We start from the raw sequence: 930 nt of genomic DNA, 5'->3' as shown, positions 1-930 counted from the left end.
GGTTCTTTAGAAGAACACTTATGTAAAGAAGCATTGTATACTTACACGACTACGTGTGTAGCTATATCAATGGCAACCTAAAATAAAACCTTTTAAACGACATGACATAAGTATGTTTGCGGTTTAAAAGAAGATTCTTTAAAAAATGAAACCTTTAAGATGTCTTTTCCTGTACTTCTGTTAAATCATATATAAAATCTATATTACATCTGTTGGTGTACAAGTAATTTGAGGGTTTTAATCAATAGGTCTATAAATCAATGGTGTTTTTCGAGATACTTTCCTAATAGGTAACATTGATTACGTTAGTAATCATGTACCTATTAGAAGTATTCTTTTTCTTACTCCTATTTTAGGTTATATATATATCATGACGACCATGGGAAAGGAAATGTGCTAAATAAGTTTAAAAAGGGGTAACAACAAATTAGAAACATAGGGGGCCATGTTCTAAAAAGAGAAGCACAAAAGGGACGTCACTAAGACGTTACGTGGTTTAGAAGGTTCTTAACAATTAAAAGGAGAGAGTATTATGGAAAAACACAAAATAAAACAGATTCTACAAGAGCATGAATTGTTTGATATCGAAATTCCTTTCATGACTAAGGATGGAGTTGACTTTGTTCGTGTAGACCTTTTAGTTCACGCCATTATAAAAATGAAAGGGCGTGTTTTCAAAGATATATATAGAGCGATTCTTCAAAATAAAAATAATCCTGAAGCATTATATTGTATTCTCCGGGAGTTTGCTGAAATAGTGGATGATCTAGGCTATGCATTTAAGAAATAAAAAAACGTATTTGCTTTAGGAGCTCATACGTTTTTTTATTTCTGTTTATGTAAAATGCAACAAAGACAAACCATTTATTCTTTTGTCGATGCTACTTCCTTGGATCCGTTGTTTTTTTGTGTAACAACCACATCATGATG

General features: G+C 31.6%; 1 protein-coding gene. It reads left to right on the top strand.

From position 1 onward, the window contains the following. Nucleotides 1-532 precede the first annotated feature (532 nt). Nucleotides 533-790 carry a hypothetical protein gene (locus OK414_RS29085; protein ID WP_205663450.1) on the top strand — a complete coding sequence of 86 codons (258 nt, stop codon included), beginning with the start codon at nucleotides 533-535 and terminating at the stop codon, nucleotides 788-790. Nucleotides 791-930: the final 140 nt, after the last annotated feature.

This window comes from Priestia sp. JV24 (genome assembly GCF_025910025.1).
In the GTDB taxonomy this organism is placed as follows: Bacteria; Bacillota; Bacilli; order Bacillales; family Bacillaceae_H; genus Priestia; species Priestia megaterium.
This window is presented reverse-complemented; position numbering and strand designations above follow the sequence as displayed.